Origin of the sequence: uncultured Devosia sp., from assembly GCF_913055165.1 — a bacterium.
Lineage (GTDB): Bacteria > Pseudomonadota > Alphaproteobacteria > Rhizobiales > Devosiaceae > Devosia.
In genome coordinates this window covers 34,564-59,642 of record NZ_CAJXJS010000023.1, presented here as the reverse complement: position 1 = coordinate 59,642, position 25,079 = coordinate 34,564, and the positions used below count along the sequence as shown (strand labels likewise).

General features: G+C 63.7%; 22 protein-coding genes. 9 read left to right on the top strand and 13 right to left on the bottom strand.

From position 1 onward, the window contains the following. Window positions 1-102: 102 nt before the first annotated feature. A complete protein-coding gene (gene mnmA / locus QZ564_RS09730) occupies window positions 103-1,254 on the bottom strand; it encodes a tRNA 2-thiouridine(34) synthase MnmA (protein WP_297108546.1) in 1,152 nt (383 codons plus the stop codon). Between the two features lie 256 nt (window positions 1,255-1,510). Here mnmA and QZ564_RS09725 point away from each other — a divergent pair, with 256 nt between their 5' ends. Both QZ564_RS09725 and QZ564_RS09720 read left to right on the top strand, forming a co-directional pair. Next, entirely contained in the window at window positions 1,511-3,166 is a 1,656-nt protein-coding gene (locus tag QZ564_RS09725) for a flagellar hook-length control protein FliK (protein ID WP_297108542.1), read from the top strand. Between the two features lie 12 nt (window positions 3,167-3,178). Next, window positions 3,179-3,862: a flagellar hook assembly protein FlgD gene (locus QZ564_RS09720; protein ID WP_297108539.1), complete on the top strand. Its 684-nt coding sequence runs from the start codon at window positions 3,179-3,181 to the stop codon at window positions 3,860-3,862. Window positions 3,863-3,892: 30 nt separating this feature from the next. Here QZ564_RS09720 and QZ564_RS09715 read toward each other — a convergent pair whose 3' ends face one another. The 8 genes from QZ564_RS09715 to QZ564_RS09680 all read right to left on the bottom strand — a co-directional run bounded on the left by QZ564_RS09715 (window position 3,893) and on the right by QZ564_RS09680 (window position 11,870). After that, the gene (locus QZ564_RS09715) at window positions 3,893-4,900 is read right to left on the bottom strand and encodes a branched-chain amino acid ABC transporter permease (RefSeq protein ID WP_297108536.1); all 1,008 of its coding nucleotides are present in this window, start codon (window positions 4,898-4,900) and stop codon (window positions 3,893-3,895) included. Next, window positions 4,897-5,847, bottom strand: coding sequence for a branched-chain amino acid ABC transporter permease (locus QZ564_RS09710; RefSeq protein ID WP_297108533.1), 951 nt, complete (start codon window positions 5,845-5,847; stop codon window positions 4,897-4,899). Before QZ564_RS09710 ends, QZ564_RS09715 begins: the two co-directional genes overlap by 4 nt. Beyond that, complete coding sequence (locus tag QZ564_RS09705; protein ID WP_297108530.1) at window positions 5,840-6,565, bottom strand: ABC transporter ATP-binding protein; 726 nt, start codon at window positions 6,563-6,565, stop codon at window positions 5,840-5,842. The genes QZ564_RS09710 and QZ564_RS09705 overlap by 8 nt, the downstream gene beginning before the upstream one ends. Further along, entirely contained in the window at window positions 6,562-7,308 is a 747-nt protein-coding gene (locus tag QZ564_RS09700; RefSeq protein WP_297108527.1) for an ATP-binding cassette domain-containing protein, read from the bottom strand. Before QZ564_RS09700 ends, QZ564_RS09705 begins: the two co-directional genes overlap by 4 nt. A gap of 2 nt (window positions 7,309-7,310) precedes the next feature. Next, window positions 7,311-8,642 (bottom strand): ABC transporter substrate-binding protein, encoded by a 1,332-nt coding sequence (locus QZ564_RS09695; RefSeq protein ID WP_297108524.1) that lies wholly within the window; start codon window positions 8,640-8,642, stop codon window positions 7,311-7,313. Window positions 8,643-8,709: 67 nt separating this feature from the next. Next, window positions 8,710-9,597, bottom strand: coding sequence for an alpha/beta hydrolase (locus QZ564_RS09690; RefSeq protein ID WP_297108519.1), 888 nt, complete (start codon window positions 9,595-9,597; stop codon window positions 8,710-8,712). A gap of 9 nt (window positions 9,598-9,606) precedes the next feature. Further along, a complete protein-coding gene (locus QZ564_RS09685; protein ID WP_297108517.1) occupies window positions 9,607-10,374 on the bottom strand; it encodes a coniferyl-alcohol dehydrogenase in 768 nt (255 codons plus the stop codon). Window positions 10,375-10,397: 23 nt separating this feature from the next. After that, window positions 10,398-11,870, bottom strand: a complete 1,473-nt coding sequence (locus tag QZ564_RS09680) for a benzaldehyde dehydrogenase (RefSeq protein ID WP_297108512.1) — start codon at window positions 11,868-11,870, stop codon at window positions 10,398-10,400. Window positions 11,871-12,290: 420 nt separating this feature from the next. Here QZ564_RS09680 and QZ564_RS09675 point away from each other — a divergent pair, with 420 nt between their 5' ends. Beyond that, window positions 12,291-14,045: a sigma-54-dependent Fis family transcriptional regulator gene (locus tag QZ564_RS09675; protein ID WP_297108509.1), complete on the top strand. Its 1,755-nt coding sequence runs from the start codon at window positions 12,291-12,293 to the stop codon at window positions 14,043-14,045. 6 nt (window positions 14,046-14,051) lie between these two features. Here QZ564_RS09675 and QZ564_RS09670 read toward each other — a convergent pair whose 3' ends face one another. Next, the gene (locus tag QZ564_RS09670) at window positions 14,052-15,077 is read right to left on the bottom strand and encodes a LacI family DNA-binding transcriptional regulator (protein WP_297108507.1); all 1,026 of its coding nucleotides are present in this window, start codon (window positions 15,075-15,077) and stop codon (window positions 14,052-14,054) included. Window positions 15,078-15,234: 157 nt separating this feature from the next. On the opposite strand from QZ564_RS09670, the gene QZ564_RS09665 reads away from it, so the two are divergent. The 6 genes from QZ564_RS09665 (at window position 15,235) to ugpC (ending at window position 21,644) form a co-directional block, all read left to right on the top strand. Further along, a complete protein-coding gene (locus QZ564_RS09665) occupies window positions 15,235-16,191 on the top strand; it encodes a hypothetical protein (RefSeq protein ID WP_297108504.1) in 957 nt (318 codons plus the stop codon). Next, window positions 16,188-17,345 (top strand): serine hydrolase domain-containing protein, encoded by a 1,158-nt coding sequence (locus QZ564_RS09660; RefSeq protein ID WP_297108501.1) that lies wholly within the window; start codon window positions 16,188-16,190, stop codon window positions 17,343-17,345. The genes QZ564_RS09665 and QZ564_RS09660 overlap by 4 nt, the downstream gene beginning before the upstream one ends. A 109-nt stretch (window positions 17,346-17,454) precedes the next feature. After that, the gene (locus tag QZ564_RS09655) at window positions 17,455-18,759 is read left to right on the top strand and encodes an extracellular solute-binding protein (RefSeq protein ID WP_297108498.1); all 1,305 of its coding nucleotides are present in this window, start codon (window positions 17,455-17,457) and stop codon (window positions 18,757-18,759) included. 40 nt (window positions 18,760-18,799) lie between these two features. After that, entirely contained in the window at window positions 18,800-19,735 is a 936-nt protein-coding gene (locus tag QZ564_RS09650; RefSeq protein WP_297108496.1) for a sugar ABC transporter permease, read from the top strand. Further along, window positions 19,732-20,565, top strand: coding sequence for a carbohydrate ABC transporter permease (locus tag QZ564_RS09645; RefSeq protein ID WP_297108493.1), 834 nt, complete (start codon window positions 19,732-19,734; stop codon window positions 20,563-20,565). Before QZ564_RS09650 ends, QZ564_RS09645 begins: the two co-directional genes overlap by 4 nt. A gap of 14 nt (window positions 20,566-20,579) precedes the next feature. Then, window positions 20,580-21,644 (top strand): sn-glycerol-3-phosphate ABC transporter ATP-binding protein UgpC, encoded by a 1,065-nt coding sequence (ugpC, locus tag QZ564_RS09640; protein ID WP_297108490.1) that lies wholly within the window; start codon window positions 20,580-20,582, stop codon window positions 21,642-21,644. Window positions 21,645-21,670: 26 nt separating this feature from the next. Here ugpC and QZ564_RS09635 read toward each other — a convergent pair whose 3' ends face one another. From QZ564_RS09635 to QZ564_RS09625, 3 genes are all read right to left on the bottom strand, one after another. After that, a complete protein-coding gene (locus QZ564_RS09635) occupies window positions 21,671-22,513 on the bottom strand; it encodes a carbohydrate ABC transporter permease (protein WP_297108489.1) in 843 nt (280 codons plus the stop codon). Beyond that, window positions 22,513-23,445, bottom strand: a complete 933-nt coding sequence (locus tag QZ564_RS09630; RefSeq protein ID WP_297108486.1) for a sugar ABC transporter permease — start codon at window positions 23,443-23,445, stop codon at window positions 22,513-22,515. The genes QZ564_RS09635 and QZ564_RS09630 overlap by 1 nt, the downstream gene beginning before the upstream one ends. A 102-nt stretch (window positions 23,446-23,547) precedes the next feature. Continuing rightward, window positions 23,548-24,804 carry an extracellular solute-binding protein gene (locus QZ564_RS09625; protein WP_297108483.1) on the bottom strand — a complete coding sequence of 419 codons (1,257 nt, stop codon included), beginning with the start codon at window positions 24,802-24,804 and terminating at the stop codon, window positions 23,548-23,550. Window positions 24,805-25,079: the final 275 nt, after the last annotated feature.

Genomic DNA, 25,079 nt, shown 5'->3' with positions numbered 1-25,079 from the left:
CCAATGGACGGGGTAAGCCCCGGGAGCGTTGCGGGATGCCGTCCGCTACGCCTTTCTAGCATCCCACCGCTAGACAGGAGCGATTTGCCCTGCGGGACGGCTCTAAGCTACCAGCGCCTGCGGCACCGCTTCGGCAATGAAGCCACCGCCCAGCACTTCGCTGGTTTCGCTGTCATCGGCATAAAAGACGCAGGCCTGGCCGGGGGAAATGCCGTATTCGCCCGAAACGAGCGTTACATAGACATCGCCGTCCCGCATCTGGATCACCGCCGGCTGCGGGCCGCGGGTGGAACGCACCTTGACCTCGACCGGGGCGCCATTGCCGGCGCTGGCCTCGGCAAGCGGCAGGCTGCCCAGCCAGTTGACGTCGCGCAGGCGCACCGTATGCGTCTTCAAGGCCTCGCGCGGGCCGACGATGACGCGACCGGTCCGGTGATCGAGCTTGACCACGTAGAGCGGCTCGCCCGCGGCGATCCCCAGACCCTTGCGCTGGCCGATGGTGTAATGAACGATGCCCTCGTGCTCGCCCAGCACACGGCCATCAAGATGCACGATCTCGCCCTTGCTGAGGGCTTCGGGATGCATCCTGGCGATGATGTCGGCATATTTGCCCTGCGGCACGAAGCAGATGTCCTGGCTGTCGTGCTTTTCCGCGATTTCCAGACCCATGTCGCGCGCATGCTGGCGCACTTCGGCCTTGCCCATGCCGCCGAGCGGGAAGCGCAGGAAATCGAGCTGGTCCTGGGTGGTAGCGAAAAGGAAATAGGACTGGTCCCGGTCATTGTCGACCGGACGGAACAGGTGGCGCCTGCCATCCTCCCCCAAGCGCGTCTGCACATAGTGGCCGGTGGCCAGCACGTCGGCGCCGAGATCCTGCGCCACGGTCATCAGGTCGACGAACTTCACACTCTGGTTGCAGGCGATGCAGGGCACCGGCGTTTCGCCCTGCTGATAGGCATTGGCGAAGGGCTCGATCACCGCATTCTTGAAGCGCTCTTCATAGTCGAGCACGTAATGCGGAATGCCCAGCTTGGCCGCGACGCGGCGCGCATCGTGGATATCCTGCCCGGCACAGCAGGCGCCCTTGCGGTGAATGGCTTCGCCATGGTCGTAAAGCTGGAGCGTCACGCCCACCACTTCATAGCCCTCGCGGGCGAGCAATCCGGCAACGACGGAGGAATCCACGCCCCCGGACATGGCGACGACGACGCGCGTGTCCTCCGGGCGCTTGGCAATATCAAGCGAGTTCAACATCTTTTCTCGTATCCGGTTGGGGTCAAGGGCCAGCGGCTACTGTGTGGCGCTTCCATACGCAAAAGTGCCCCGCCTGTCCATCGCGGCACCCGGCAGCTTTTGCCGCCTGCCCGGCAGGACTGGCCCCGAGGCGCTGCGGCCCGGATGAGACCCGACCAACTAATCCAATGATATAAAACAATTTCTTCTGACAATACGGATTGGCAAGGCTCTTGCATCGCATAGGCCGGATGAGTGTTTGTTCAGGGGCGCCCACGTGGCTTCACATCTGACGATTATCAGCGGCCCCAGCGCATCGGCGCGGGCCTTTGCCGGCCAGCAGGCGGGTGCGCAGGACGCGACCAGCGAGCCCAAGGGCTTGCTCGGGCTGTTTGCCGCGCTTTTGGCGGGCGGGGACGCGCAGACCATTGCCGCCAACGCACCGGCCGGCCTCGCCTCTGCCACGTCCGGCCAAGGCGGCGATAGTGGCCTTGCTGGCCTGTTCCGGCTGACGCTCCAGAACGCCATTGACGGCGAGCCGGGCGATGGTGCCAGTGAGAATTCCGACAATCCGGACGCCCTTGCCGCTGTTCTTGACGGCCCGGTTCTCCCTGCGGTCACCGCCGATCCCAAGCCCATGGTCGATTTTGTAGAGGCGCTCGGCGCCCTCAAGGCCAGCCTCGACCAGGGTGAGCCGCTCGATCCGGAATTGCTGGCACAGGTGGAGACGGCGCTGACCGGGCTGGCGGATGCCCTCGGTCTCACTCTCGATGACCTCGCCATACCCGACGACTTTGCCGCCCTGCTGGAAACTACAGGGGCCGACGAAACTGGCCTGGCTGGCGCGTTGACACAATTGCTGGCCCCGCTGGCGGACTCCCTGGCCACGGCGCAGTCTGCGGCGGATGGCGTGGCCGACGAACAGGCGCGCACGGCCGAGGGATTGTTAAAGGCCCTGGGGGACAGGCTGGGTGCGCTGCTCGCCGCTTTGGCCGAGGGCGAGGTACCTTCCGACAAGCTCGCCTCGCTGGGCATGACACCGGGCCAGCCGCTCGACGCTGAAATCGAGGCGGCCCTCAGCCGCTTTGCTGCCGGCCTCAGCCTGCAGGCCGCTGCAGTGCCCGAAGAGCCGGCGCTGGCAATGCCCGCGCTCAAGCTTACCGAGCCGGTGCTGGCCGGCAAGGCTGCCGAAACGGCTGAGACGACAGAGGTCACGCAGACCAATGCGGCGGCCGCGCGGGCGGAGGCACAGGACGAACGAAGCGATGCCAGCGGGCAATCCACTGCCGAGCGTGGTCGCGACCGCAATGAGCCGACGACCCGGGAGACCCGCGCCGCGCCGGCCTTTGCGGCCTCGGCACCGACGGATGCCTCCAATACCGCGGCGCCATCGGCGGATGCCTCCGCACAGCAGCCCGCGGGCATGCGGGTGGACGCTTCAGCCAATCCGCGCATCATCCAGGCGGGCTATCAGACCAGCCAGCAGCAGCTCAACCTGCCGCAGATTGCCTTCGAACTGGCCCGTCAGGTGCAGGACGGCAATACGCGGTTCCAGATCCGGCTCGATCCGCCCGAGTTGGGCCGCATCGATGTCCGGCTCGATATCAATGAGGCGGGGCAGGTCAATGCCCGGCTGGTCGTGGAAAAGTCGGAAACCCTGGACTTGATGCAACGCGACCAGCGCGGTCTGGAGCGTGCCCTGCAGCAGGCCGGGCTGGATGGCGCCAAGACCAATCTCGAATTCTCCCTCAAGCAAAATCCCTTTGCCGGACAGCAGGGACAGATGGGTGAGGGCAAGGGGCAGGACGGGGCCAATGGCGGTCCGGCCACCACTGACAACGGATTGACCGGAAGCGAGGCTGAGGACGTCGCGCCCATGGTCAATCTCTATCGCGGCGCCTTGCAGGCCAGCGGCGTCAACATTATCGCGTAAGGAGTTGCAGCCATGGCCGTCGATGGCGTTTCAGGTTCGTCCAATACCAGTGCCCTTTCGGGCTCACGGTCGACGATTGCGGAAAATTTCGACACTTTCCTGTCGATTCTGACCACGCAGCTCAAGAACCAGAACCCGCTCGACCCGCTCGACACAAACCAGTTCACGCAGCAATTGGTGCAGTTCACCGGGGTCGAGCAGCAACTCAAGACCAATGAATTCCTTGAGGCCCTGCTGCTCAACACCCAGACGAGCTATCGCGCCGACGCCGTCTCTTATATCGGCAAGCAGGTGTCTGCTTCGGGCGAAACGGCCGAACTCAAGGACGGCGGTGCCTTCTGGGCCTACAGCGCTGAGGCCAATGTGGCCAATGCCACAGTGACCATCAAGAATTCGGCCGGCAGCGTGGTCTATACCGAAACCGGCTCGCTCAATGCCGGACCCGGCAGCTTCCTTTGGGATGGCGTTGGCTCGGATGGCAATACCAAGCCTGACGGCATCTATACCATCGAAATCAAGGGTACGAACCTGGCGGGCAATGAGGTCAAGGTTTCGACCTCTTCGGTGGGCATTGTCACCGGCGTGGACTTCTCAGGTTCCGAGCCCATGCTGACCGTGGGCAAGAACAAGGTTGCCCTGTCCGATGTTACCGATGTGCGGCTGGTCGAGCCGGCAGCGGACGGCGACGACAGCTAACCAGTCGATCGCCGCCCTGCCGCGCGGTGGTCAGGGTGTTTCGGTCGACTGCCCGGACTTTCTGAGCACGACATTGACTGAGAGAAGCTGCAGGCCGCTCCGCTGCTGCCAGCTGCCCCACAGGCCGGCCGGGAGATAAAGGGCGAACCCGACGGCGACCACGCCGAGGCCAGCCAGGTACCACACCCCCAGATTTCCAAAGACTTCCTGGAGCAGGAAGAAGATGAGGGCGCCGATGATCGGCCCCTCGAAGGTTCTGAGGCCGCCCACAAGAACCATGAACAGCATGAACACGGTCCATTGCACCCCGAAATTGGTGCGCGGCAGGAAGGTGATGGCGCTGGCCAGCCAGATGGTGCCGGCCAGGGCGCAGCCGAAGGCGGCGAGGACGAAGATGATCTGCTTGATGCGCATCACATCGATACCGATGGACGCGGCCGCGTCCTCATCGTCGCGAATGGCTTGTGCCGCAGCGCCGATATGGCTGCGCAGCAACCAGAAGGTGCCTGCGAGCATGAGCGCCAGCCCGCCCAGACCCAGCCAATAGGTGAGGTTGCGCCGCAGCTCCGGATCATAGGCGTTGAGGGCCAGAAGCGATGTGCCGGTCTCGCCCTGGACCAGGGGATCAAACATCACCAGGATGCGCAGCACCTCGGCAATGACCCACATGGCGATGGCAAACTCTCCACCCTTGAGGCGCAAGGCGAAGGTGGAGATGGGAATGGCGGCAATGCCGGCACCCGCAGCCCCTGCAATAAGGGCCAGATAGGGCGGCAGGCCGGCGTCGACCAGCCGCAGCGCCAGATAGCCGCCGACGCCGAAAAAGGCCTGCTGGCCGACCGAGACCAGCCCGGCATAGCCGGCGAGCAGGTTCCACATGACGGCCAGTAGAATATAGATAAACAGGGTGGTCAGCTTGTCGATGACAAGGCCGCTGGCGAAGGCAGGCAGCAGGACCAGGACGACAAGGCCGGCAAGAGCAGCCCCGACGGTGAGGCGCCCGGAACGGGTCCAACGCTCGACATTGTAATGTGTCATGACCGACCCTCGCTGGTGGCGTGTTGAAGCCGGGCCGCGGGCTTTCTTCCTGGCTTGAGCGCGGGCAGCAGGCTGCGCCAGCCACCCAGGTTGCGGCTATGGGCCAGATAGAGGCGGACACCCAGCACGGCCAGAAACACCAGATGACCGGCCAGCTGGAATCCCTGCGCCGAAACGGTGGCGCCAAGACTCTGGGCGACGCCCAGGACGATGCCGCCGATGAGCGTGCCCCAGAGCGAGCCGATGCCGCCGATGACCACGGCTTCGAAGGCGAAGATCAACTGGGCCGGCCCAGCATAAGGATTGATCAGCGCCCGCATGGCCAGGAAGGCACCGGCAAGGCCTGCCAGAGCAACGGCAATGGCGGCTGCTGCGCGATGGACGGCGCGCGCATCGATGCCGCTGAGTTCGGCGGCCTCGGGGTCGCTGGCGGTGGCGCGAATTGCGCGACCAAGCCGGGTGAAGCTGAGGACGAGCTGCAAGGTGCCCAGGACGGTGACGGCCACCACGAAGGTGATCACGGGCAATTGGCCGACGCTGATGCCGAAGGGCAATTGCCAACTGGCCCAGGAGAGGTTGCCGATATGATTACCCAGGGATTTCGTGTCCGAACCAAACAGGCCAAACATGCCGTTCTGCAGCACGGCACCGAGGCCAAACGTGGTCAGGAGCGGAAGCAGGAAGCCGCCTTTGACGGTGCGGGCGAACCAGGTCGCCTGCAGCAGCCAGCCGATCAGGGCCATGATGGGCAAGGTTGCCGCAACAGCGACCCAGGGAGAGAGGCCGAGCACTTCCACGGCGAAGAGCACCAGATAGGCGCCCAGAATGGCAAGATCGCCATGGGCCAAGTTAATGAAGCGGACCACGCCGAACATCAGGGACAGGCCGGCTGCGAGGATGGCGTAATAGCCGCCCAGCAGAATGCCCTGGATCAATGCGTCAAGCATGGGTGACCTCCAGATGTGCAAGGCCGAAATAGGCGTCGGTGATGGCCTGTTTGCCCAGCGCCTGCGGATCGCCCTCGAGAACGATGCGGCCTTCGAGCATGCAGAGCACGCGGTCGGAAAAGCCCATGGCGCGGTCCAGATCCTGCTCCACTACGATCATGGCGGTGTCGGCCTGGCGCTTCAGTCCTTCAAGCTGTTCGTAAAGTCCCTCAATGGCCACGGGGGAGAGCCCCAAAGACACTTCATCGAGCAGCAGCACCTTGGGATTGCTCATCAGGGCCCGGCCGATGGCGACGGCTTGCCGCTGTCCGCCCGAGAGACCGCCCGCGGGGACGTTGAGCAGAGGCGCGAGGGCCGGCAGGGCGGCCAGGACACCGTCCAGCGACCAGGGGCCGCGCCGCCCGTTCTCGCCGGCGACCAGAAGGTTTTCGCGCACGCTCATTTCCGCAAAGAGCCGTCGCCCCTCGGGCACCATGGCAATGCCACGTGCAACGCGGCGAAAAGCGGAGCTGTCCGTGACCTCGACGTCGTCGAGCAGAATGGTCCCGGAAATGGCGGGGTGCACACCGGCCAGGGTGCGGAACAGGGTGGTCTTGCCGGCGCCATTGGCCCCGATCAGCCCCAGCACCTCGCCGGTATCGAGAGAAAAACTCACCTCGCGCACGGCGGTCAGAAGGCCATGCCCGGCCACAAGATTGGTGACAGATAGCAGGGTCATGCCACGCCGCCTCCGAGATAGGCCCGGCGAACTTCGGCATCGGCCATCACCACCTCGGGGCGCCCCTGGGCGATGACCGCGCCGGCGCTCATGCACACCAGCCGGTCGATGACGCGGACCAGGGCATGCAGGATGTGCTCGATCCAGACGATGGTCAGGCCGTCGGATTTGAGCTGGCCGATCAGGGCAACCAGCAGGTTCAATTCGGCCTCGGTCAAGCCACCGCCGATTTCATCAAGCAGCAGCACGCGCGGGCGGGTCGCCAGGGCGCGTGCCAATTCGAGCCGCTTGCGATCGAGCAGCCCGAGGGCCGCCGCGGGCCGGTTGGCGTGATGCATCAGGCCGGTCCGCTCCAGTGCTTCGGCGGCGCAGTCGGCGGCGGCGCGCTCGCCCAGCCCGGCGCCGAAGCGGGCGGCGGCCAGGGTGTTCTCGAATACGGACATGCCCAGGAAGGGGCGCGGCACCTGGTGGGTGCGGGCAATGCCCGACCGGCACCGGGACGCCGCTCCGGTGCCGGTCAGATCGGTGCCGGCAAACCGCACCGTCCCGGCGGAGGGGGGGAGCGCCCCCGCCAGAACTCCAAACAGTGTGGTTTTGCCGGCGCCATTGGGGCCGACGATGCCAACCGCCTCACCAGGCGCGACCGCGAAGTCGACGGCCTTCAGCACCCTGAAGGCACCAAAGTATTTTTCGATGCCGCTGCCCTCGAGCATGGGCTGGTCAGTCGTCGGACCCGAGCTCATGGTCAGCCCTGCAATGTGTAGGCGGTCATGTCCGCCGTGGTCGGGACGAAGGGATGATCGGCATTGGAGACGATGTTGAGATCGTATTCCCAGGCCCCTTCACTGGCCTTGACCCATTGCACGCCCACGACGCCGGTCGTGGCGCAATTGGGCACCGGTCCGGCCGTAAAGTCGACCAGACCGACGGCGGTTTCCGCCTTGAGCACGGAGAGCGCCTGGGCGAGGGCGGCCTTGTCCTTGGGGTTGCCGGAACTGGCCAGGGCAGCCACGGCAGCGTCGAGCAACGAGGCATTGGCGCCCACCTGCTGGTTCCACTGCTTGCCCACGCTCACCTCGTAGCCCTCGGCGATCACCCGGCTGCTCATGCCGGTCGAGGGCGAGGAGAAGGGAAAGAGCTTGTGCCAATAGGCGCCAGCGTGCAGGCCATAGCCGAGCGATCCCATGGCTTCGAGTTCGGCCGGGAACAGGCCGGCCTTGGCGAGCTGGCAGATCTTGATCTGCTGGGCCAGGCCCTTTTGTGCCGCCTGGCGCCAGAACACGGGGAAATCGGGCGGGAAGGGGAAGGTGTTGAAGATCTCGCAGCCTTCATCGCGGAACAGATTGATCTGAGTGGAGAAGTCCGCGGTGCCGTTTTCGTACGGACCCGGATCGACGATGGTGAAGCCGGCCTTTTCCAGCTCGGGAAGGAGCAGGCCGCGAATGGCATTGCCGTCGGCATCATTGGGCAACAGCACGCCGACCGTCTTGTTGGTCTCCACCTTGCTCCACTGGTCGGCATAAAGGGTGGCGAAATTGCCCACGCCAAAGCAGAAATGGTAGGTCCACTTGAACGGGGAGGGCTCGCCCGGCTTGGCGCCACGGCCGAAATAGAACGACTCCCAGGGCGCGGTGGTGCTGAGGCAGGGTACGCCGGCCGCCTCGCAGGCATCGGCCACCGGATTGACCGTTTCGGGTGTCGAGGAAGCCAGCATCAGGTCGATGGCCTCGCCATTGATCAGGTCCTTGGCGACCTGGCTGGCACGCACCGGATCGGACTGGGTGTCGGCCAGCACCAGCTGGATGCCATAGCGCTTGTCGCCGACCTGTACGCCATCGGCCATATGAGCGTTGAACTGTTCAACGAGGAAGGCGTCGCCTTCGCCGAACACGCCCAAGGGACCCGAGCGTGGGCCGACAAAGCCGACACGGATGACCTCGTCACCCTGCGCAAAGGCAGAGCGGACACTGGCGGGAACGGCCAGCATGGCGGCGGCGCCGCCGGCCGCGGCCGTCGCCGACTTGATGAACTGGCGCCGCGTGACATTGCGGCTGCTAATGGTCCTATAGGTGCTCATGGTTTCCTCCCTTGGATGTGAGCGGCATGCGGCCCGGCCTCCCAACCGGCCCGCAGCAGTCGAGATGTCAGGCCGTATGGCGGCGCATAAAGCCCCCCGCCTCCTCGATGGAGGCCATGCCCTCTTCCAGCATGGGCGCGAACAGCTGCCAGGAGTGGCACATGCCCTCCCAGACCTTGAGTTCGGCGCTGCCACCCGAAGCATTGATGCGATCGGCGATGGTGATGCTGTCGTCGCGGAGCAGTTCCCAGGAGCCGACATGGACCAGCACCGGCGGCAGGCCGGAGACGTCGCCGTAAAATGGTGTCACCTGGGGTGAGCGGAGGTCGCCGGCGCCGATATAGACGGCGTTGAAAAGCCCCATCAGTTCACGATTGACCAGTGGCGCGTCAGCCAAGGTGCGGTGCGACTCGCCTTCGCTGGCGAAGTCCAAAGCCGGGGACATCAGCACCAGGCAGGATGGAAGAGGAACACCATTGTCCCTCGCCCGCACGGCCGTGCTTAGTGCCAGATTGCCGCCGGCCGAGTCACCGCTGAGGACGATCGAGGCCGGGGCATAGCCATGCTCAAGCGCCCAGAAATAGGCCGCATAGGCGTCGTCATGGGCTGTCGGCGCTGGATGCTCGGGCGCCAGCCGGTAGTCGACGCTGAGCACCGTCGCGCCACTGACCTTGGCCAGGTGGGTGGCGATGGTGCGGTGCGACCGGGGTGAGCCGAAGAGAAAGCCGCCGCCATGGTAGTAGATCACCAGCTGGTTTTCGTCGCTGCCTGGCAGACGGACGAGTTCGGCTGGACAGGGGCCCACCGAGATCGTCTCAATCATCGCCCCTTCGGCTATCGGGGTCTGGGCATTAATAGCCTCGAACCATTCCCGCATCTGTGGCGGTGTGGCATTGGCCGGGGGCGGGTTTTCTGCGCTGAGCCTGAGGATGAAGTCGAGCTGTTCCTTGGACATGGCGCCACCTCAAACGTAGGTGGAGGCCAGCCCGCCGTCGATCGGCAGGTTGATCCCGTTGATCCAGCGGGCAGCGTCGGAGAGCAGGAAGGTGACCGGCGGCGCGATCTCGTCGCCGAAACCGGGGCGCTTCATGCGTGGGGCGTCATTGGCCACACGCTCTTCGCCCAGCATGGTGACGAAGTCGCCGAGGATGGGCGTGAACACAGGGCCCGGCGCGACGCAGTTCATGCGCAGGTCCGACTTGAGGAACAGCTCCTGCGCCCGGGCGAAGGTCCAGACGATCAGCGCTTCCTTGAAGTACTGGTAGCAGGTCTCCTGCGGCACCAGGTTATCCGCCAGCCATGCCGCGCCTTCGGCGAAGCTGTTCGTGCTCGCCAGCGCCTTGTGCAGGGCCAGCCGCTGCTGCCATTCGCCGCCGAGAACAGAGGCAAAGTTGACGATTGAAGCGCCGGGGGTCAGGCGAGCAACGACGCCTTCGGTGAAGTGGCGCAGTCCGAGATAGTTGACCCGCGCGACCAGGTCCTTGTCGGCTGTGCCCGGCACGCCGGCAGCGTTCACCAGCCCGTCGAAGCTGTCCGGCAGGGCCGCAATCGCGGCGTCAATGCTGGCGGGATCGCCGAGGTCAGCCTTGACGAAGCCATCGAGCGTGATGAGCGGGTCGTTGCGGTCCATGCCGATAACGCGGGCGCCCGAGAAGCGGGCGAGGCGCGCCACCTCCCCGCCAATGCCCGAGGAGGCGCCGGTGATGACAATGGTCTTGCCTTGTAGGTTCATGGTCATTCTCTCCTGTGTGGCGCTCAGAACGGGTAGGCTGTGGCCTGGTCCTTGACCGAGATCCACATCCACTGGGTGAATTCCTCGATGTCGGCCGGACCGCCGATGCGGCTGCCATTGCCGGACTTGCCGCGCCCGCCAAAGGGGGCGAAGGGACCGCCATTGACTGTCTGGTCGTTGATGTGGAGCTGGCCGACATTGAGCTGTTCGCCCAGCGCCAGCGCGCGGCCGGAGGCGGCCGAGATCACGCCCGCGGCAAGGCCATAGTCGGACATATTGGCGATCTCGATGGCTTCCTCGTCCGAGGCGAAGCGGACAATGCAGGCGACCGGCCCGAATATTTCCTCTTCGAAGGCGCGCATGCCGGGCTTGACCCCATCGAGCACTGTGGCGGCATAGAAGCGGCCGTCATGTGTGCCGCCCGCCAGGAGCTTCGCCCCCTTGGCCACAGCGTCATCGACAATGGCCTGGATGGTGGCGACCTGCCCGTCCGAGATGATGGGGCCGAGGGCAACGCGTCCCGAAGACGGATCGCCGGCCGGCAGGTGGCTTGCCTTGGCAACCAGTTTTTCGGTCAGCGCCTCGGCGATTGAATTGTGGGCAAGGATCAGGCCGGTGGCCATGCAGATCTGGCCCTGGTGCAGGAAGGCGCCCCAGGCAGCGTTTGACGCAGCTACGTCGAGATCGGCGTCATCGAGCACGATCAGGGCATTCTTGCCACCCAGTTCGAGCTGCACTTTCTTCAAATGCTTGCCGCAGAGTTCGCCGACCTTGGAGCCACCACGGGCCGAGCCGGTGAAGGACACCATGGCGATATTGGGATCGGTGCAGATGGCCTCGCCGGCATCGGCGCCGCCCGGGACGATTTGCAACACGCCCTTGGGGAGGCCCGCTTCCTCGAAAATGCGAGCAATGATGATGCCGCCGCTGATGGCCGTGCGCGGATCGGGCTTGTGCACGACGGCATTGCCGAGCGCCAATGCAGCCGCAATGGCGCGCACCGAAAGCACGAGCGGGAAATTGAAGGGCGAGATGACCCCGACCACGCCATGCGGCACGCGCTTGGCATAATTGGTGCGATTGTCGAAGCCGGACAGCACGAGGCCGGTCGGCAGGGTCGCCAGATTGGCGGCATGGCGGATGAAGAGCGCGCCGTGCTCGATTTCGATGCTGGCCTTGGGCTGGATGGAGCCGCTTTCGCGCATGATCCAGCCGATCAGTTCCTCGCCATTGGCGACCAGCAGGTCAGCCGCCTTGTTGAGGATGGCGGCGCGCTCGGTGGGCAGCGTCTTGGCCCAGGCGCGCTGGGCCTGCTTCGCCTCCGCTGCGGCGCGAGCGATATCGGCGGGTCCACCCAGGCCGACACTGGCCAGCAGCGCATCGGTGGCCGGGTCCCGCACCTCGATGGCGCCAGCGCCAGTGGTCTGCCAGTCGCTGAACAGCGCCTTGCCGGTCCATTTCTCGACCGCGATGAAATTGGGGCTCTGAATGTTCATGTCGTGCTCCTCCTGTTGCCGGCCAGCGGCGTGTTTGTGGTTCCGGGCGAAAGCCGGATGCCGCGAAGGAGGGTGGGTGAAGGTGGCGATCTCGCCTTTCAGGCAAGCCGATAACGTTGACGCGCAAGCGGTTTTTCGCCTGCCGTTTCAGCATCACACAGACCGGATCGGTCGATGTCCTCCCACACCCGATTCCTCAAACGGGCTTGGCGGCAGAATTGCAAAGCCCGTGCCAAACTTCGCGGGAAGGCCGTGGCGGCTCGCCAAATTCGGGTGATCTCAGGGGTTTGGCATAGTGGTGGGCGATGGGAGGATCACTCCAAATCATCAAGCTGGTGCTGATGAACTCACGAATTTCATGAAAATTGCTGGCGTGCGTTCATGAAATGATGAATTCTTGGTCTGGTGGAGGGGTGGACAATGAAAACGGCAGACCGGTTGATATCGCTCGCGGAGGCGTCGCGGCAGGCCAAGGGCATCCTGACACGTGGGGCGAGCAGTGAGCTCGAGACCGGGGCGGCCCCCACTTTCGAGGACCTGACCGAGGTTTTGCATTTCGCCCTGGGCGATGGGCGCATCTGGCTCAATGACCAGCGGGTGGTGCTGATGCAGTCCTCGGTGCTGGGCCGCATGCGGGAGGAGATCATCGACGCCTTCGGGACCGACACGGCCCGCGCCATGTTCATGCGCATCGGCTATATGCAGGGCGTGCGTGATGCCGAGCTGATCCAGAAGCGCTGGCCCAATGAAGACCTGACCCATGCGCTGGCGGCCGGTCCACGCGTCCATACGCTTGAAGGCTTCGTCAAGGTCACCACCAAACATTTCGAGTTTGATGGCGACAAGGGCACCTATTTCGGCGAGTTTCTTTGGGACGATTCCTCCGAGGCGGCCGAGCATCTGGCGAGCTATGGGATTTCGACCCAGCCGGTGTGCTGGCTGCAGACCGGGTATCCTTCTGGCTATACGAGCACGCTTTTTGGCAAGCCTGTGATCTTCCGCGAGGTGGAATGCGTTGGCATGGGGGCCAAAAGCTGCACGGTCATCGGGCAGAATGCGGAAGCCTGGGAGAAGGACGCGCCAGAGCGGGAATATTTCGGCCTGACCTGGAAGAACCGCAGGAGCTATGCCGTTTCCCGGCAGGCTCCGGAGACCACAGAGGCAACGCCGACCGCTCCGGATGACGGCGATGTGGCGGTGGGGGTTTCAGCCAGCTTCGTGCGCACGCGGCACCTGCTGCAAAAGGTGGCCGCCACCGACGCCACGGTGTTGTTCGTGGGCGAATCCGGTGTGGGCAAGGAGCTGTTCTCGCGCCAATTGCACGAAATGAGCAGCCGCGCGGATGGGCCGTTCATCGCCATCAATTGCGCGGCCATTCCCGACAATCTGGTGGAATCGGAACTGTTTGGCGTCGACAAGGGGGCCTTTACGGGCGCCACCAGTTCCCGCGCCGGATATTTCGAGCGGGCCGGCGGCGGCACGCTGTTTCTCGACGAAGTCGCCTCACTCGCCTATTCAGCCCAGGGCAAGCTGCTCCGCGCCCTGCAGGAGCGGGAGATTGAACGCGTCGGCGGCAGCCGTACCATTTCGGTCAATGTGCGCGTGGTGGCCGCCTCCAATGTCGATCTGGCGCAGGAAGTGGCCGCCGGCCGGTTCCGGCAGGACCTCTATTTCCGCCTCTGCGTCTTCCCGATCGTGATCCCGCCGTTGCGGGAGCGGCGCGACGACATCCCCCTCTTGATGGCGCATTTCCTCCGCCTCTATTCGGCGCGCCATGGCCGCAAGATCCTCGGTTTTACCCGCAGGGCCACGGAGGCACTGCTCAAATACGACTATCCGGGCAATATCCGCGAATTGCAGAACCTGATCGAGCGCGGCACCGTCTATGCCGACAATGACGGTCATATCGATGTGGTGCACCTGTTCAGCGGCTCGGAGCTGTTGCCACCCTTTTCGGTGCGCCTGTCGCAGGACGGTCGGATCGACCAGTTGCCCTTCACCGACGACAGTACCGGCGGGGCACGGGCCAAGCCGGAATCCTTTGCGGATATGGAGCGCGCCATCTATCGCGAGGCGCTGGAGCGCAATGGCGGCAATGTCTCGCGCGCGGCGCGGGAGCTCAAGCTGACGCGCGCCAGCCTCGACTATCGCCTGGGCAAGCTGGGGTTGCGGTAGGCGGCGCTAGGCCTGCTTTTCGGGCAGCGAACCGCGCCAGATGGCGGGCATGGCGAGCAGGTCGGCCCCGGGCGTGAGCGGCCCCTCAAGGAGGCGCTGCACGGCCCTGTGTCCCATATCCTCATGGGGCAGGCCTATGGTGGTGAGGCCGGGCCGCAGATAGCCGGCGATCTCGTCATTGTCGAAGGAGACCAGGCCAATATCTTCGGGGATGCGGAGGCCTGCTTCGCCCAGCGCCTGGTAAGCGCCAAATGCGAGGCGGTCATTGAGGCAGAGCAGGGCGCGGGGGCGATGGGTCTTGAGGACCTTCCGCGTCAGTTCGTAGCCGAAATTGGGTTCCCAGTTCCAGCAGCTGACCTCGGCCAGGAACGCCATTCCGGCGTCGGACATGGCATCGCGAATGCCCCTGAGGCGGTTGGAAATCGCTTCGGAGCGGAACAGACCCTCTTCCTGCTGTGCATTGTGGCCGAGCAGGACGATGTCGTCCCGTATACCGGCGCGGACCAGGAACTCCACCGCGGTTCGACCCCCTTGATACTCATCGGGCAGCACGGAGGAGGAAAAGCGGGCGCTGGTGCCATTGAGCATGACGACAGGGACGTTGATTGCCATATCGGGCACGAAGACTTCGCGGGCACGCATGGCGGCGAAGATGAGGCCGTCCACCTGCCGGTCGAGCGCTGCCTCGACGGCCTGTATTTCGCGGGCCGGCTCGCCCCCAGTCTCCAGCAGCAGCATCACATGCTTGGCTTCTTCGGCGGCGGCCAGGGCGCCCCGGATCAGGCCACTGGCAAAACGGGTGGTGGCGACATAGTCGGAGATGAAGGCAATGGACCGTGATTTGTCCGTGCGCAGGGCGCGCGCGGCGACATTGGGCCGGTAGCCAAGGCTGGCGGCGGCGTCGTGCACCTTCTTGTGGGCCTCCGGTGACAGGCGCGTATCGGGCCTGCCGGTCAGAATCATAGAGGCGGCGGTGGTCGACAGCCCGGCCAGACGCGCCACATCGGCCAGTGTTACACGCTTTTTTCCCAATGACCTGCAGTCCCCCCGGCCGCGTTGCCGCTTTTGGATTGGATAGCCATGCGTCCCCCGCTTGACAAGTTGAACGGAGCATAGCATGTGCTAAATGGATTTAGCAAAGCCGTTCCTGAGAGCGGCATCGCACAGACCTCGGAAAGGGGCTTGAGGAGTGGCATTCCATCTGCCGGATCATTGGGTGTGGGATTTCTGGCTCGCCGACGACGGTGCGGTCTTTCATCTCTACTATCTCCATGCTCCCAAAGCGCTTGGCGATCCCCATTTGCGGCACCGCAATGCCCGAATCGGTCACGCAACTTCTGCCGATCTCGTCCACTGGACCGACCATGGCCGGATTTTTGATGCCGGGGCGCCGGGCAGTTTTGACGGCAGTGCGACCTGGACGGGCAGCGTGGTGCGCGGACCCGATGGGCTCTGGCGCATGTTCTATACCGGCTCGCGGTTCCTCTCGCCTGACAGCCATGCCAATGTCGAAACGGTGGGGCTGGCGACCTCTGCCGATCTCCATAGTTGGAACAAGCAGCCGGGCCCCGTTTGCGTGGCCGATGACCGGTTCTATGAGGCGCTGGGGACCTCGAGCTGGCCAGAAGAGGCCTGGCGCGACCCGTGGGTCTTCTGGCAGCAGGCTGATCAGCACTGGCACATGCTCATTACCGCGCGGGGCAAGGATGGCGCCGAGCCCGATCGGGGGGTGATGGGGCACGCGGTTTCCACCGATCTCTCGAATTGGGAGGTGCAGCCGCCCTTGAGCGTCACGGGATCAGGCTTTGCACATCTGGAAGTGTTTCAGCTGATCAGGATCAGCGGCGGCAATCAGCTGGTTTTCTGCTGCGACAGCGCCAAGCTGTGTGGCCCGCGGGCGGGCGGCATCGGCGGCATCTGGAGCCTGCCCGTCGGCGATTTTCCCGGCCAGGTGGATTTCAGCGCCGCGCGACTGCTTGTGGATGAACGGCTCTATGCCGGCCGGATCGCCGTCGACAGGCGAGGGGCACCGCAACTGCTGGCGTTCAACAATGTCAGCGCCAACGGCATATTCGAAGGCGGCATCTGCGATCCGCTGCCGATCTCCATCAATTCCGACGGCTATCTTGAGGTCTGCGCGCAATGACCATTGAAGTGCATGGTTCGGTCGAACCCGGTTTCGAGACTGTCGCAGACGCCTTTGCGGCGTCCTTCGCCGAGCGGCCCACCATGGGGGCGGCGCTGCATGTCAGGGTCGGCGGGCAGAGCGTCATCGATCTCTGGGGTGGCATCGCCGATGAGCGCACCGGGCGGCCTTGGGTCCAGGAGACGCCGTCGGTCGTCTTCTCCTGTACCAAGGGGTTGATGTCGATCCTGATTGCCCGTCTCGTGCAGGATGGGCGGCTTGACTACGACGCCCCCGTTGCCCGCTACTGGCCCGAGTTCGCCAGGGCCGGTAAGGCCAATATCACTGTTGGTCAGACGCTGGCGCATCAAGCCGGTCTCTCCGCCCCGCGCGAGAACCTGACCGAGGATGACATTGTCGACTGGAACCGCATGGCGGCTGTCATGGTCGCGCAGGAGCCGCTCTGGCCCATCGGCACAGGCTATGCCTATCACGCGCTGACCCATGGTTGGTTGACCGGAGAGCTGGTCCGCCGGGTCACCGGCAAGTCTGCTGGCACATATTTTCGTAAGTTGATCGCAGATCCTCTGGAGGCCGACGCGTGGATCGGGTTGCCGGATGCCCTGGCAGACCGCCCCGCACATTTGCAGGTCAGTGCCCCCTTGTCGGCTCTTTGGGCCGAGGAGGCGAAAAAGCCGGCGCCGAACTGGCCCTACAAGGCCATGACCCTGGGCGACGCCCTGCCGGCCGATCTGGTCACCGATGATGGCGGCTTCAACCGCCAGCGCATTCGTGCCGCCGAGATTCCCGGCGCCGGGGGCGTGGCCACGGCCAAGGCGCTGGCGACCATATGGTCGGCCACCGTTGTACCGACCCGGGGCATCCGCCTGATCGATGACGCGGTCATCGCCACGGCCACCCGCACCCAGAGCGAGGGTGTCTCGGTATTCGGCGGCGATCCGCCTTATTCCCGCTGGGGCTACGGGTTCCAGCTTGATTCCGAAGCCCGCCGCTACCTCGGCGAAGGCTGTTTCGGACATGATGGCGCAGGGGGGCAGGTTGGCTTTGCCGATCCCGCGCGCCAGATCGGTTTCGGCTTTGTCACCAATTGGATGATGGGGCCGGAAGACCAGCGCGCAACTGGGATCATCTCAGCTCTGCGCAAGGTCGTCTAGTCGCCGCGCCAGGCGCGGGCGGCATATTGACACCGCCTCGCGCTCATGCGCTAAATCCATTTAGCAGACGGAAATATCCACTGCAGACTTTACCCTGGAGGAGGTAGTCGTGAGAAATTCATCCCGCCACGCACTTCGCATTGCCGCCCTGAGCCTGTCCACCAGCGCCCTGATGGGTGCTGCCCTGGCCGCACCGAGCTGCGGCACCGATCCGGTCGTGCTCAATTCCTATTTTGAAACCGGCTTTCCATTGCCGACACGTCTGGCAGAGGAGTTCACCAAGCAGTTCCCCAATGTCACGTTCGACATCAAGGAAGACCAGTTCGCCAATATGATGGAGAATTCGCCGCGCATCCTGGCCGAGGACAATGCGCCCGACCTGATCCGTCTGCCCTCGCTGACCGACCTGGTCGCCAACGACCTGCTGCTCAATCTGGACGGCTATTTCGACGAATTCGGCTGGGACGCGTTCCCTGCCGGCCAACTCGTGCAGTTGCGTGTCGAAGAGGGTGGTCGTCCGCGCGGTACCGGTTCGCTCTACGCCATGGGCCTCAATTATTCGATGACCGGCGTGTTCTACAACAAGGAACTGGCGGCCCAGCTCGGCATGACAGAGCCTCCCAAAACGCTGGCCGAGCTTGATGCCCTGATGGCCGCCGCCAAGGAAGCCGGTATCCAGCCCATCATGCAGTGGAACAAGGGCACCGCAGGCCTGGCCTTCCCGCTGCAGAACCTGATGGGGGCCTATGGCGCGCCCGAGCCGATCAATGACTGGATCTTCCAGAAGGAAGGCGCGACCATCGACACGCCCGAGAACCTGGAAGCGGCCCGGCATCTGGATGAATGGATCAAGGCGGGCTACTTCCCCTCCGATGCCAATGCCATCGAATATTTCCAGATGATGAGCCGGTACATGGGGGGCGAGGGCCTGTTCATGTTCAATGGCGACTGGGAGTCGGGCAATCTCGACGCCAATGCACCGGGTAAGTTCGGCTTCTTCATCATGCCGACCGAAGAGGAGGGTGGCCGTCACGCCACCATGTCGGCACCGTTGACTTTTGGCATTGCCGCCAACGCGGCCAATCCGGATTGCGCTGCCTTCTTCCTCGATTGGGTGGCCACCAATGAAGAGGCCCGCAAGATCAATGTCGCTGTCGGTGGTTCCAACCCCGGTGGCCCGACCGATCTGCCCATGCCGGCGGTCGAACCCGGTTCGGTGACCGAAGCCTCGCTGGCCGCCGGCCAGACCCTGGCGGAGGACAATGGCGCCATGGACTTTATCGCCAATGCCACCGGCGCCATCTTTGCGGCAGGCTGGACGCCCGAATTGCAAAAGATGGTGGGTGGACAGCAGACCCCCGAGGGCCTGCTCGAAACCGTGCAGGAAGAGTACGAAACCCAGCTTTCGCGCTAATCTATCGCCCGAAACTGCCCTAGAGCGGCCGGAATGAACCATGACTGACAAGACGACGTCCATTCCGGACGCCCTGCCCACATCAAAGCGGCTCCCGCCATCGCGCGGGAGCCGCAAGACCAGAACCGCGGCTTGGCTTTTCGTGGCGCCCGCCTTCATCGCCTACGCCGCCTTCGTGCTCGCGCCGCTGGTGATGAGCTTCTATTATTCCTTCCTCCGCTGGGACGGGATTGGCGAGGCCAGTTTCCATGGCCTTACCAACTACATCACCGTGCTCACCGACCGGGACCTGCTGCAGATCATCGGCAATGCCTTCCAGCTGGTTCTCTATTTCACCCTGATCCCGGTCGTTCTCGGCCTGGCGGTGGCCTCGGCCATTCGCAGCCATATGGCCGGGCGTTTCGGCACCATCACCCGCACGGTGCTGTTCCTGCCCCAGGTCATCCCGCTGGTCGCAGCCGGCATCGCCTGGAGCTGGATGTTTGCCTCCACGGGCCTGGTCAACCAGACCCTCAAGGCCATTGGGCTATCGAGCTGGGCGCGCGGCTGGCTGGGCGACTTCGTCTGGGCGCTGCCGGCCGTGGGCATTATCGGTGCCTGGGTTTTGCTGGGGCTGTGCACCATGCTGCTGGTCACCGGCATCACCAAAATCGATCCCAGCCTTTATGAGGCCGCGCGGCTCGACGGCGCGCGCCCCTGGCACGAGTTCCGCTACATCACCCTGCCGGGCCTGCGCCAGGAAATCGGCGTCTGCATCACCGTAACCGTGATCGCGGCGCTGGCCAGTTTCGACATTGTTTATATCTCCACCCAAGGCGGGCCGGGGATCACCACCACCGTGCCGGGGCTTGAAATCTATCGCCTGGCCTTTGCCCACCGGCAGGTCGGCCTCGCCTCGGCGCTGGCCATCGTGCTGATGGTTCTGGTGTTGATTTCTATTGCGCCCGTCCAGTGGTTCACGCGGGACAAGAAATGACAGCTACCGCTACCACCACTCCCAACACGCTGATCGCTCGCTCGCTCATCATCCTGCTGATGATCGTGACGCTCTTGCCGTTCCTCTCCATGCTTTCGGCTGCATTGGCGCCGCAGGGCACCTATCCCAATGGCCTGCAATGGCCGGCCGACCCGCAATGGGGCAATTTCGTCCGGGCCTTCGAAGTGGCCAAGATGGATCAATTGCTGCTCTCGAGCACGTTGATCGTGCTCGGCGTGGTGCCGATTTCGGTGCTGATCGCCACCATGGCCGGCTATGGCCTGGCGAAGCTCACGACCAACAAATACAAGTGGCTGTACCTCGTCTTTGTCTTCGGGCTGACGCTACCCTTCGAGGCGGTGATCACCCCGCTTTACTATGAAGTGCGGGCGCTGGGCCTTCTCAACACGCGCTTTGCGATCATCCTGCCGCTGATCGGGCTCTATATGCCCTTCTCCGTCTATTGGATGCGCGCCCATTTCCTCAATGTACCGCATGATTTGACCGAGGCGGCGCAACTGGACGGTGCAACCCGCTGGAAGGAATTCTGGCTGGTCCAGGTGCCTTTGGCGCGCCCGGCGATCATGTCGCTCACCATCCTCTTGTTCCTCTGGACCTGGAACCAGTTCCTGTTGCCCGTGGTCCTGGTTCAGGACCCGATGCAGCGCACCATGGCCGGCGCGCTCGGCGCCTTCCAGGGCCAATGGGGCACTGATATTCCGCTGCTCTGCGCCGGCTCACTTCTCATCCTGGCGCCGACCGTGGCGCTGTTCCTCCTCTTCCAGCGCCAGTTCGTCGCCGCCCTGATGCAGGGCGCGGTGAAGGGCTAACAGGAGTCCATCTCATGGCTGGCCTCACGCTTCGTTCCGTTCACAAGGCCTATGGCGACGTGCCCGTCATCAAGGGCGTCGACCTCGATATCGAGCATGGCCAGTTCGTGGTCTTTGTCGGCCCTTCGGGCTGCGGCAAATCAACATTGCTGCGCATGATCGCCGGGCTCGAGGACATCACAGACGGCGAAATCCGCATCGGCGACCGCGTCGTCAACGAAGTCGAGCCGCGCGACCGGGGCGTCGCCATGGTGTTCCAGTCCTATGCGCTTTATCCGCATATGAGCGTCTACGACAATGTCGGCTTCGGCCTCAAACTGGCCGGGACGCGGAAGGAAATTCGCGACGCCAAAATCAGGGCGGCGGCCAAGGTGCTGCAGATGGAGCATCTGCTGGATCGCAAGCCGGGCCAGCTTTCCGGCGGCCAGCGCCAGCGCGTGGCCATCGGCCGGGCCATCGTGCGGGAGCCGGATGTCTTCCTGTTCGACGAGCCGCTCAGCAATCTCGATGCCGCCCTGCGGGGTGACATGCGCATGGAGCTGGCGCGGCTGCACAGCGACCTGGATGCCACCATGATCTATGTCACCCACGATCAGGTGGAAGCCATGACCCTGGCGGACAAGATCGTCGTGCTCGATGGTGGCGTGGTGCAGCAGGTCGGCTCGCCGCTGGAGCTCTACAACAAGCCGGCAAACCTGTTCGTGGCCGGGTTCATCGGGTCGCCCAAGATGAACCTCATTTCTGTGACCTCGCAAGCGGGCGGAACCGTTGTGTCACCGGCCCTGGCGGCGCCGTTGCCCTTGCCGGCGTTGCAGCATGATTTGTCTGCCGAGGCCAAGCTAACGCTGGGAATCCGTCCGCACGACCTGGCCTTGGCGCCGGATGGCCCGCTCAAGGGGCAGGTGCGCCTGATCGAGCGGCTGGGAAATGAGACGATTGTGCGGGTAATGCTCCCCGGCAACACCGAAATCACCGCCGCCCTGCCCGGGCAGGACCGGATTGAGACCGGGGAGACCATCACGCTCGGCTTCAAGGCAGAGAGCGCGCACCTGTTCTGCGAGGATGGCGCGCGCTTCTGATCGGCGTGGTCATCGCCCGGTACGCCTCAACCCTTTACCGCGCCGCCGGTGAGGCCCGAGATCACGTAGCGCTGGGCCAGGAGAAAGAAGGCGATGGCCGGCATGATCGACAGGGTCAGAAAGGCCAGGATACGCGGCCAATCCGAACCGTACTGGCCCTGGAACTGCATGATGCCGAGCGGCCAGGTATATTTGGCCTCCGAGTTGAGCACGATCAGCGGCAAGAGGAAGCTGTTCCAGCTGCCCACGAAATTGAACACGCCCACGGTCGCGATGATCGGGAGGCACAGTGGGAGGGTGATGTACCAATAGATGCGGATATAGCCGCAATTGTCCATGCGCGCGGCGTCGATCAGTTCCTTGGGAAGTTCCTTGAAGAAATTATGGAACAAGAGGACCGAGAAGGACACGCTGAACGCCACCTGCACGGTGATGATGCCCCAGTGGCTGTCGAGCATGCCAAGGTCCCGCATCTTGATAAAGAGCGGCAGGATGCCGGTGGCGGCCGGGAAGAGCAGGCCGAGCATGAGATAGCCGAGAATGAAACGGCTACCGAAAAACTTGATGTGGGCCAGCGCGAAGGCGGTCATGGACGCCACAAGTGTCGAGAGGATCACCGTTCCTCCGGCGATGAGGAATGAGTTCCACAGCGACGAGAAGTAACGTGGGCCGCCCAGGATTTCGGTGAACCGCACCGGGTCCCAGCTGGCCGGCAGGCCGAAGGGATTAACCCGCAGCTCGCCGATTTCCTTAAAGCCGCCAAGGGCGGTGGTGTAGAACGGCACGATGACGAAGGCGGCCACCACCAGAAGGCTGATCCACTGGGCCGACGAAATGATGGGGCGGCGTTTCTTGGATGCGGTAGTCATCAGTTCTGCTCCACCCTGAACAGGATGCGACGATAGGCCAGCGCCACGATCACGCAGGCGATGAACAGCAGCACACTGACCGCGCCGCCAAAGCCCAGTTTCATGCGCAGAATGCCGAACTGGTAAAGGAAGGTCACGATGGTATGGCTGGAGTGGGATGGGCCGCCATTGCTCAGCGGAATGATCAGGTCGAACAGCTGCAGTGCCCCGGTGATGGCGAAGAACACCGAGATGACGATGGCCGAGCGGATCATCGGGATCTTGATGTGGCGGACGATCTGCCATTTCTTGACGCCATCGAGCCGGGCGGCCTCGATCACCTCATTGGGGATCGACTGCAGGCCAGCAATGAAGATCATCATGTGGAAGCCGAAATATTTCCAGGTGATGACCAGCATGATGGCGGGGATTACCCAGAGCTTGTCGCCCAGCACAAAGGGCATGTCGACGCCAATGGCGCCGCCGATCGCCGGCAGCAGGCCGTAATTGCCGTCATAGACGAATTTCCAGATCAGCCCGGCAGCCACTTCCGCCAGCATATAGGGCAGGAAGAACAGGACGCGGATCAGATTGATATGCGCACCCCGCTCGGCCAGTGCGATGGCGCACCACATGGCCAGGGGCAGCTGGATCAGCAGCGAAACGGCCACCACGATCAGGCTGTTGCGGACGGCAGTGCCGAAATTGCGGTGGGTGATGACGTCGGCATAGTTTTCGAAGCCGACAAAGTCGGTGATGGGGCCGTAGCCGTTCCAGTCGAAGAAGGAGAAGGTCGCCGCATCGATCATCGGCAGGACGACGAACAGCGTGAACAGAATAAGCGAGGGTGGCAGGAACAACAGGAGCGGTATCAGGCTCTTGCGATCCACATAGCGGCGTGGACGGGTGGCCGCGACCACCTCCATGCCGGTTCCGCTTGCAACACTGCTCATGGATACTTCCCCCTCATGGCTGCAGCTCGATGCGCTGCGGCCGGCAAGACAATTCAAAAGGGTATCCGGCGGGCACGATGCCCGCCGGACGGGTCGGTGGACTTATAGGGAGTCGTCGACCGCTTCCTTGATCAGCTCAGCGGCTTCCTCAGCGCTCATGGCGTTGGCGGCCAGCTCGGCGGAGATGTCGTTGACGACGCCACCGACATTGGGGCCCAGAGCCTGATCGAAGAACAGGGCGTGCCAGTGAGCATTGCTGATGTTCTGACCGATCTGCACCTTGAAGGGGTTGGTCATGACGTCAGCGGCGCCCTTGGCAATCGGGATGTAGTAGGCATCGGCGGCGTATTTGGCCTGGTTCTCCTGATTGTTGAAGAACTCAATCCACTTGACAGCCGCGTCCGAGGCATTGCGGGAGAAGAGCACACCGCCCAGGCCGCCGAGAGTATCGGTCGGGTCGCCCTTGCCGCCTTCGATAGTCGGGAAGGGCAGGATGCCCAGTTCCTCATCGGGAATGCCATTCTTGTCAGCCGAATTGTCCTTCATGGCGCCGTAGTCCCAGTCACCCATCAGGTGCATGGCCGCGTTGCCGTCACCGAAATAGCCCGACGCGTCGCCATAGCCGGCAGCTAGGAAGCCTTCCTGCCAGGGATCAAGCGCGGCCAGTTCGAGGAAGTATTCGCCAGCCTTGACGAAATCTTCGCCGGCAAAACCGTCGCCTTCACCGCGAGCTGCGGCAGCGAAACCGTCCTGTCCGGCCAACCGAACGACCAGCTTGGACCACCAGAAATGGGCCGGCCACTTGTCCTTGGCGCCAATGGCAATGGGGGTAATGCCGGCATCCTTGAAGGTCTGGACACCAGCCAGGAAGCCATCCCAGGTTTCCATGCTGGCCGGATCGACGCCGGCCTGTTCGAACAGGGTCTTGTTGTACCAGAGCACGACTTCGCTGACGTCGCGGGCCACGCCATAGAGGTGGCCGTCGGGCGCGGTGAAGGCAGAAATACCGGCGGTGCCGACATTGGCCTTGGCTTCGTCGGACAGCACGTCCTCGATCGGACGGAGCACGCCGGCCGCGGCCTGTTCATAGAATACGCCACCACCCCATGAATGGAACACGTCCGGGGCGTCTGCCGACTGCAGCAGGGTCGTCAGCTTGGCCTTGAAAGCCTCGTTTTCGAGGAAGGGCAGTTCAACAACGATATCAGGGTTCTGCGCCATGAAATCGGCGGCGATGCTGTTCATCAATTCCACTTCCGCGGGGATCGATGTGATGTGCAGGTGCCGGACGACCGTCTGGGCCTGTGCGGGCGCAATTGCCGCCAGTCCCAGCATTGCGGCAAGCGCAAGATGCTTCATGAATTCCTCCTGTGAAATGCGGCCTCCGGACCAATTCCGGAATTCCTCCCAGACCGCTGCGGCAATCCAGTCCCCACTGAACTCGCCACTTGCTACTTTCTACGCATCCCTTATTAAAGACGCAAGAGTGACGTACCTCAAAATGGTGATTGGCCGGTGAGAAGATTGTGCGAGGCGGTGTAAATGACTGGCATTACCAAGAAAAGTGCCAAAAATTGGCTCGGTGGCGTCATGCGCTCGAATTTTGGGCGGTTGATTTGGATACAGATGCCGAA

Coding starts and splice junctions, on each gene's coding strand:
- QZ564_RS09650 (WP_297108496.1), top strand. CDS start 18,800: ATGACTGACAAGACGACGTCCATTCCGGACGCCCTGCCCACATCAAAG.
- QZ564_RS09630 (WP_297108486.1), bottom strand. CDS start 23,445: ATGAGCAGTGTTGCAAGCGGAACCGGCATGGAGGTGGTCGCGGCCACC.
- QZ564_RS09700 (WP_297108527.1), bottom strand. CDS start 7,308: ATGAGCTCGGGTCCGACGACTGACCAGCCCATGCTCGAGGGCAGCGGC.
- QZ564_RS09680 (WP_297108512.1), bottom strand. CDS start 11,870: ATGAACATTCAGAGCCCCAATTTCATCGCGGTCGAGAAATGGACCGGC.
- ugpC (WP_297108490.1), top strand. CDS start 20,580: ATGGCTGGCCTCACGCTTCGTTCCGTTCACAAGGCCTATGGCGACGTG.
- QZ564_RS09625 (WP_297108483.1), bottom strand. CDS start 24,804: ATGAAGCATCTTGCGCTTGCCGCAATGCTGGGACTGGCGGCAATTGCG.
- QZ564_RS09705 (WP_297108530.1), bottom strand. CDS start 6,565: ATGACCCTGCTATCTGTCACCAATCTTGTGGCCGGGCATGGCCTTCTG.
- QZ564_RS09695 (WP_297108524.1), bottom strand. CDS start 8,642: ATGAGCACCTATAGGACCATTAGCAGCCGCAATGTCACGCGGCGCCAG.
- QZ564_RS09675 (WP_297108509.1), top strand. CDS start 12,291: ATGAAAACGGCAGACCGGTTGATATCGCTCGCGGAGGCGTCGCGGCAG.
- QZ564_RS09690 (WP_297108519.1), bottom strand. CDS start 9,597: ATGTCCAAGGAACAGCTCGACTTCATCCTCAGGCTCAGCGCAGAAAAC.
- mnmA (WP_297108546.1), bottom strand. CDS start 1,254: ATGTTGAACTCGCTTGATATTGCCAAGCGCCCGGAGGACACGCGCGTC.
- QZ564_RS09645 (WP_297108493.1), top strand. CDS start 19,732: ATGACAGCTACCGCTACCACCACTCCCAACACGCTGATCGCTCGCTCG.
- QZ564_RS09635 (WP_297108489.1), bottom strand. CDS start 22,513: ATGACTACCGCATCCAAGAAACGCCGCCCCATCATTTCGTCGGCCCAG.
- QZ564_RS09660 (WP_297108501.1), top strand. CDS start 16,188: ATGACCATTGAAGTGCATGGTTCGGTCGAACCCGGTTTCGAGACTGTC.
- QZ564_RS09720 (WP_297108539.1), top strand. CDS start 3,179: ATGGCCGTCGATGGCGTTTCAGGTTCGTCCAATACCAGTGCCCTTTCG.
- QZ564_RS09685 (WP_297108517.1), bottom strand. CDS start 10,374: ATGAACCTACAAGGCAAGACCATTGTCATCACCGGCGCCTCCTCGGGC.
- QZ564_RS09710 (WP_297108533.1), bottom strand. CDS start 5,847: ATGCTTGACGCATTGATCCAGGGCATTCTGCTGGGCGGCTATTACGCC.
- QZ564_RS09715 (WP_297108536.1), bottom strand. CDS start 4,900: ATGACACATTACAATGTCGAGCGTTGGACCCGTTCCGGGCGCCTCACC.